Genomic DNA, 6,611 nt, shown 5'->3' with positions numbered 1-6,611 from the left:
CGGCTTCGCCGACATCTCCCCCACAAGGGGGGAGAGGGGACCGCGATCATCATCACCCAGGCATCCACGACCTCACCAACCCGGCCATCGCCGTGAATCTCGACAGTTGCATCGCCTGCGGTCTGTGCGTGCGCGCCTGCCGCGAAGTGCAGGTCAACGACGTGATCGGAATGGGCGAACGCGGCCATCACGCGGTCCCCGTCTTCGACATCCACGATCCGATGGGGCTTTCCACCTGCGTGACCTGCGGCGAGTGCGTGCAGGCCTGCCCGACCGGCGCGCTCTACGAGAAGACGCTGATGGACGCGGCCGGCCGCACCCGCGCCATCCACGAGTTCGACAAGTCCGTCGATTCCGTCTGCCCCTTCTGCGGCGTCGGCTGCCAGACCACGATCAACGTCAAGGACGACCGCATCGTCCAGGTCGATGGCCGCGACGGTCCGGCCAACGAGAACCGGCTCTGCGTCAAGGGCCGGTTCGGCTATGACTATGCGATGAGCCCCGAAAGGCTCACCAGGCCGCTGATCCGCCGTGACGACGCGCCCACGGCCGGCGACATCGACATGCGCTTCATGAAGGTGACCGACATCTTCCGCGAGGCGTCGTGGGAGGAGGCGATGGACCGCGCCGCCAGCGGTCTTGCGAAGATCCGCGACGAGCGCGGTGGCGGCGCGCTTGCCGGCTTCGGCTCGGCCAAGGGCTCGAACGAAGAGGCCTATCTGTTCCAGAAGCTGATTCGGCAGGGTTTCGGCACCAACAATGTCGACCATTGCACCCGGCTGTGCCACGCATCCTCGGTCGCCGCGCTTCTCGAAGGGGTCGGCTCGGGCGCGGTCTCCGCGCCGTTCAATGACGCGATGAAGGCCGACTGCATCATGGTCATCGGCGCGCGGCCGACGACCAACCATCCCGTGGCGGCGACCTATTTCAAGCAGGCCGCCAAGCAAGGAAAAAAGCTCATCGTCATCGACCCGCGCCGGCAGGACCTGATGCGCCATGCGTCCCACCCGGTCCAGTTCACGGCCGGATCGGACGTCGCGCTGCTCAACGCGCTGCTGCACGTGATCATCGACGAAAAGCTCTACGACAGCCAGTACATCCAGGCCCATGTCGACGGGTTCGACGCACTGCGCGACAAGGTCAGGGACTTCTCGCCCGAGGCGATGGCGGAGATCTGCGGCGTTCCCGCCGACACGATCCGCGACGTCGCGCGCACCTACGCCACCGCCGAGCGCTCGATCATCTTCTGGGGCATGGGCATCTCCCAGCACACGCACGGCACCGACAATTCGCGCGGCCTGATCGCCTTGTCGCTGATCACCGGTCATGTCGGACGGCCCGGCACCGGCCTTCATCCGCTGCGCGGGCAGAACAATGTGCAGGGCGCCTCCGACGCCGGCCTGATCCCGATGATGTATCCCGACTACCGGCTCGTCGAGAACGCCGACGTGCGCGCCTCGATGGAGGATTTCTGGGGCCGCTCCCTCGATCCCAAGCGCGGCCTGACGGTGGTGGAGATCATGGACGCGATCCATGCCGGCGAGATCGCCGGCATGTACATCATGGGCGAAAACCCGGCCATGTCCGATCCCGACCAGCGCCACGCCCGCGCCGCGCTGGCAAAGCTCGATCACCTGGTCGTCCAAGACATCTTCCTGACCGAGACCTGCTGGCACGCCGATGTCGTTCTGCCCGCCTCGGCCCATGCCGAAAAGTGGGGCACCTACACCAACACCAACCGGCAGGTGCAGGTCGGCCGGCCGGCGCTCGATCCGCCCGGCGAGGCGCGCCAGGACTGGGAACTGATCGTCGAACTGGCCAGGCGCATCGGGCTCGACTGGACCTATGCGGATGTCGGCGAAGTCTTCACCGAGATGGCCTCGGTCATGCCCTCGCTCCGGCACATCACCTGGGAGCGCCTGCTCGCCGAGGATTCGGTCACCTATCCGGTCGACGAGCCCGGCGGCTTCGGCAACGAGGTGATCTTCATCGACGGGTTTCCGACCGCCGACGGACGCGGTCGGCTCGTGCCCGCCGATCTGCGCCCGCCCGACGAGGTGCCCGACGAGGACTATCCGCTGGTGCTGACCACCGGCCGTCTGCTCGAGCACTGGCACACCGGCGCGATGACGCGGCGCGCCACCGTGCTCGACGATATCGAGCCCGAGGGCATCGCCGCCATGAACCCGCGCGAGATCGGCCGGCACGGCTTCAGGCCGGGCGAGATGATCGCCGTCGAGACGCGGCGCGGCACGATCCAGGCTGTCCTGCGCGCCGACCGCGAGGTGGCCGACGGCATGATCTTCATGCCGTTCTGCTTCAATGAAAGCCCGGCCAACGTGCTGACCAAGCCGCAGCTTGACCCGTTCGGCAAGATCCCCGAATTCAAATACTGCGCCGCCCGCGTCAGCCGCCCCCCGCAGCGTCAACCAGACCCGCTCTCTAGGTTCTGCTGAATATCGCCGCGGGGTGGAAGAGGCATTCACCGGGTGTGCTGCTCGATGAAGCGGTCCACACGTTCCCATGTCTGCCTCTGCCGGCCCACAAGGACATGGCCGCCATCCTGGTAGATGACGAGTTCGGCGTCGGGAACATTGGCAGCGATGTGCCGCGCCGCGGCGGCCGTGCCATAAAGATCGTCCTCGGCGCTGATCACCAGGGTCGGACAGGAGATCTCGGCAAGCGGGAGAGGGTCAGGCGCGCCGGCGGTCGCCGAATCGAACATGATTCCTTCGGCCCGGCGGCTGATCGGCAGAATTGTCCGCGCCATTTCGGCCACGCGCTCCTGCTCGGCTTGCGCCGCGGCATCGACAAGCGCCGGCTCGGTCGCCAGCACATAGCGGGTCACCGCATCCGGTGCAAAACGCAGCGCGACCCAGAACAGAAAGTCCGAACGCAAGACCGTCTGAACGACCCAGACCATGGCGCTGCCTTCGGCTGCCGATTCGCCGCTTGCCCGGTCCGGCGCATAGCTGGCCGGTACGAGCAGCACCAGCGCGTCGCACCGATCTGCATGTCGGATCGCAAATTGCATTGCCGACAGCGTCCCCGCGGAAGCACCCAGCACGACGACCTGATCGATCCCGAGATAGTCGAGGAGATCCACATAGGCGTCGGCCTGCCGACCGGTCGACAATCCTTCCTGTGGCGGGCTTCCCAGATAGCCAAAGCGCGAGGGCGCGATGAGCTGATAACCTCGGTCCGCGAGCGGCTCGGCCAGCATCAGGCCCTGGTCGAGACCGCCGCCGGAGCCGTGAATCACCAGGATCGGACTATCGCCGGCCACGGTGGCGTACTCCATCGTTCCCGGGCCGGTGGCAAGGATCTGCCCGCGACCCTCGATGCGTTCGCGCGCCTGGCCGAGATCGCGCGAAAACATCATCCACACCGCCAGACAGGCGATCAGAAGCAAGGTCACGACGGTCAGTGCCATCTTCCGCATGGATCCACCGACACTTCGAAAAGCGATATCGGACCAGTACCATCGCATTGCGGGCGCGTCACCGGGCTCAACGGCGTTGGGCGACAATTATGGATCGATCATGCCTTTCGGCAGTATCCGGATAACCCCTTCGCCAAGGCCTTTGGCCTTGACCCAAGCCTGCTCCGGCAGGACGGTCCAAACTCGCTTCATAACGCTCTGTCCGGCCAGCCGACCGGGGCTCTGGGCGCTGCCCGGTCTCCACCATCGGGAAAAGGGCCGCGCGGTTTTTCGCGTTTGACTTGGCCTCGCTGCGCCTTATGGTTTCATTCGCTAGGGTCGCCGCGCAGCCGCACCGATCCGCAAAAGCAACCGCTCAAAAAGCGCCCGGCGGCACTCCAGGGCGCGCAGATCAATCCTGACAACCGGTTTTGACGATTGCCCCGAAGGAGCAATGCACCCATGCGTGTACCCTCGAAAACGCACACTGAACATATCCATCCGGCCGCCCGTTCGGCCGCCGACGAAGCAAGGGCAGGGACACTGTCCCGCCGCGAGTTCCTGGCCCGGGCGACCGCGCTGGGTGCGAGCGCGGCAGCCGCCTACTCCCTGATCGGGCTCAAGGCGCCCCAGGCGCGCGCCGCAACGCCGCAGCAGGGCGGCACGTTGCGCATCCAGTCCGAGGTGCGCCCGCTGCGCGATCCGCGCACCTATGACTGGCCGCAAATGTCCAACTACACCCGCGGCTGGCTGGAGTATCTGGTCGAATACAACCGCGACGGCACCATCGGTCCCATGCTGCTGGAAAGCTGGTCGGTGAGCGATGATGCGACCGAATACGTGCTCAATCTGCGCCGCGGCGTGAAATGGAACAATGGCGACGACTTTGTCGCCGAGGACGTGGCCTTCAACATAGAGCGCTGGTGCGAGCGCGACGTGGAGGGCAATTCCATGGCCGCCCGGCTCGACGCGTTGATCGATCCCGACACCGGTAAGGCGCGGCCCGGCGCCATCGAGGTGGTCGACGACCACACCGTCCGGCTCAACCTGCCGCGCGCCGACATCACGCTGATCGCGGGCATGTCGGACTATCCCGCCCAGATCGTCCACCGCAGCTTCGGCGGCGATCCGCTTGCCGAGCCGATCGGCACCGGACCCTATCTGCCTGGCGAATACGCCGTGGGCGACCGCGGCGAACTGGTCCGGAACGAGGACCATGAGTGGTGGGGCGAGGGCGCATGGCTCGACCGGATCGTCTATGTCGACTACGGCACCGAGCAGGCCGCCGTCGTCGCCGCGGTCGAATCCGACGAGGTCGACATGATCTACGAGTCGATCGGCGACTTCGTTGCGATCATGGACCAGTTCGGCTGGACCAAGTCCGAGGCCGTCACCGCCAACACGGTCGTGATCCGGCCCAACCAGGCCGCCGAGGTGGACGGGATGCGGCCCTATGAGGACGTGCGCGTGCGCCGCGCGCTGCAGCTGGCCGTCGACAACGCGGTATGCCTGCAATTGGGCTATGCCGGGCTGGGCACGGTGGCCGAAGACCACCATGTGTGCCCGATCCATCCCGAATACGCCGACATCGGCCCGGCCGAGCACGATCCCGAAGCCGCCATGGCGCTGATGGAAGAGGCCGGCATGGCCGATTTCGAGCACGAGCTGATCTCGATCGACGACAGCTGGCGCAAGCCGACCTGCGATGCGGTCGCCGCCCAGCTGCGCGCGGCGGGCATCAGGGTCAAGCGCACCGTGCTGCCCGGTTCGACCTTCTGGAACGATTGGACCAAATACCCCTACAGCGCCACCGACTGGGCCCAGCGTCCGCTCGGCGTGCAGGTGCTGTCGCTGGCCTATCGCACGGGCGAGGCATGGAACGAGTCCGGCTTTGCCAATGCCGAGTTCGACGACCTGCTCAATCAGGCCATGGCCGTTCCGGACGCCGACGAGCGGCGCGACCTCATGGCGCGGATCGAGCGGATCCTGCGCGATCAGGGCGTGATCATCCAGCCCTATTGGCGCTCGACCTATCGCCACGCCAAGCCCGATGTGATCGGCGCCGAACAGCACCCGACCTTCGAGATCCACGTCTACAAGCTGGCCTGGGCGGCCTGATCTTCCGTCAATGCTTCGCCCGGGTTTCCGGGCGAAGCGCTCAAATGCCCTTGTGCGCGATGACGCTTTCGGCCGAGGCGCGCACCGCCTCTTCGAGGGGGCGGAACTCCATGCCGAAGACCTGCCGTGCCCGCGCGTTCGATACCGTCTTGTGCTCGTCGAGATTGGGCACGATCGTGCGCGTTTCGGCGTCGAACAGCGCCACGATCCGCAAGAGGAAACTGGGCGCCCGGCGCGTTGCGATCTTCCGGTCCGGATGGGCCTTCTTGAGGATGCGCGCCATGTCGGGCATCGACAGCCATCCATTGACGGCAAGAAAGCGCTTGCCCGCCGCCTCGGGGGTCGACAGCGCGGCGACGTGCATGTCGGCGACATCGCGCACATCGACGGCGGGAACACCGAAATTGGGCACGAACGGGTCGCGGCCGCTGACGATCCGCTCGACGATCCGCAACGAGGTGCCGTAGTTGCCGTCGAGCGCCGGCCCCAGCACCAGCCCGGGGTTGATGCTGGTCAGCTTCATGTCCGGCGCTTCGGCCGCCACGAAGTCCCAGGCGGCGCGTTCGGCCAGCGTCTTCGATTTGCTGTAGGGCGAGATTTTCGCATTGTCGACATCGGTCCAGTCGGCTTCGGTGAAGGCCTTGCCATCGGCCGGCGCGTCGTTCTCGTAGACGGCCACATTGGACGAGGTCAGCACCACGCGCGTGATTCCCGCCGCCTTGGCCGCCTTCAGCGCGCGCAACGTGCCGTCGACCGCCGGGCGGATCACCTCGTCCTCATTGTCCGGCTGCGCCATCGGAAAGGGCGAGGCCGTGTGCACGAGCGCGTCGGCGCCCTCGAACGCCTCGGCCCAGCCATCGTCGCGTGTCAGGTCGAGCTCGGCGAAGGACAGGTGGCTGTCGGCCAGCGCCGGCTCGTCCAGATGCGGACGCAACGCTTCGCGCACCTGCTCGCCGCGCTCCATCGAGCGGACCGTGCCGTGCACGCGATAGCCGGCGCGCAGCAGATGCAGGGCGATGTGCTTGGCGATGAAACCGGACGCGCCGGTCAGGACGATGCGTTGGGCCATGGG

General features: G+C 66.6%; 3 protein-coding genes and 1 pseudogene. 2 read left to right on the top strand and 2 right to left on the bottom strand.

Going from position 1 to position 6,611, the window contains the following annotated elements; all coding sequences use genetic code 11:
* Positions 1 to 68: 68 nt before the first annotated feature.
* Positions 69 to 2,456, top strand: a pseudogene (gene fdhF / locus RBB34_RS13080) (formate dehydrogenase subunit alpha); the annotation flags it as partial.
* 26 nt (positions 2,457 to 2,482) lie between these two features.
* Here the strand turns inward: fdhF and RBB34_RS13075 are convergent.
* Entirely contained in the window at positions 2,483 to 3,433 is a 951-nt protein-coding gene (locus RBB34_RS13075; RefSeq protein WP_306119665.1) for an alpha/beta hydrolase, read from the bottom strand.
* A gap of 450 nt (positions 3,434 to 3,883) precedes the next feature.
* On the opposite strand from RBB34_RS13075, the gene RBB34_RS13070 reads away from it, so the two are divergent.
* Positions 3,884 to 5,539, top strand: a complete 1,656-nt coding sequence (locus tag RBB34_RS13070; protein ID WP_306119664.1) for an ABC transporter substrate-binding protein — start codon at positions 3,884 to 3,886, stop codon at positions 5,537 to 5,539.
* A 40-nt stretch (positions 5,540 to 5,579) separates the two neighbouring features.
* Here the strand turns inward: RBB34_RS13070 and RBB34_RS13065 are convergent, their stop codons facing one another.
* On the bottom strand, positions 5,580 to 6,608 hold the full coding sequence (locus RBB34_RS13065) for an aldehyde reductase (RefSeq protein ID WP_306119663.1): 1,029 nt from the start codon (positions 6,606 to 6,608) through the stop codon (positions 5,580 to 5,582).
* Positions 6,609 to 6,611 lie beyond the last annotated feature (3 nt).

The organism is Roseitalea sp. MMSF_3546 (assembly GCF_030732865.1).
Lineage (GTDB): Bacteria > Pseudomonadota > Alphaproteobacteria > Rhizobiales > Rhizobiaceae > Roseitalea.
Note: the sequence above shows the minus strand (reverse complement) of the source record. Positions and strands in the feature narration are given on the sequence as shown.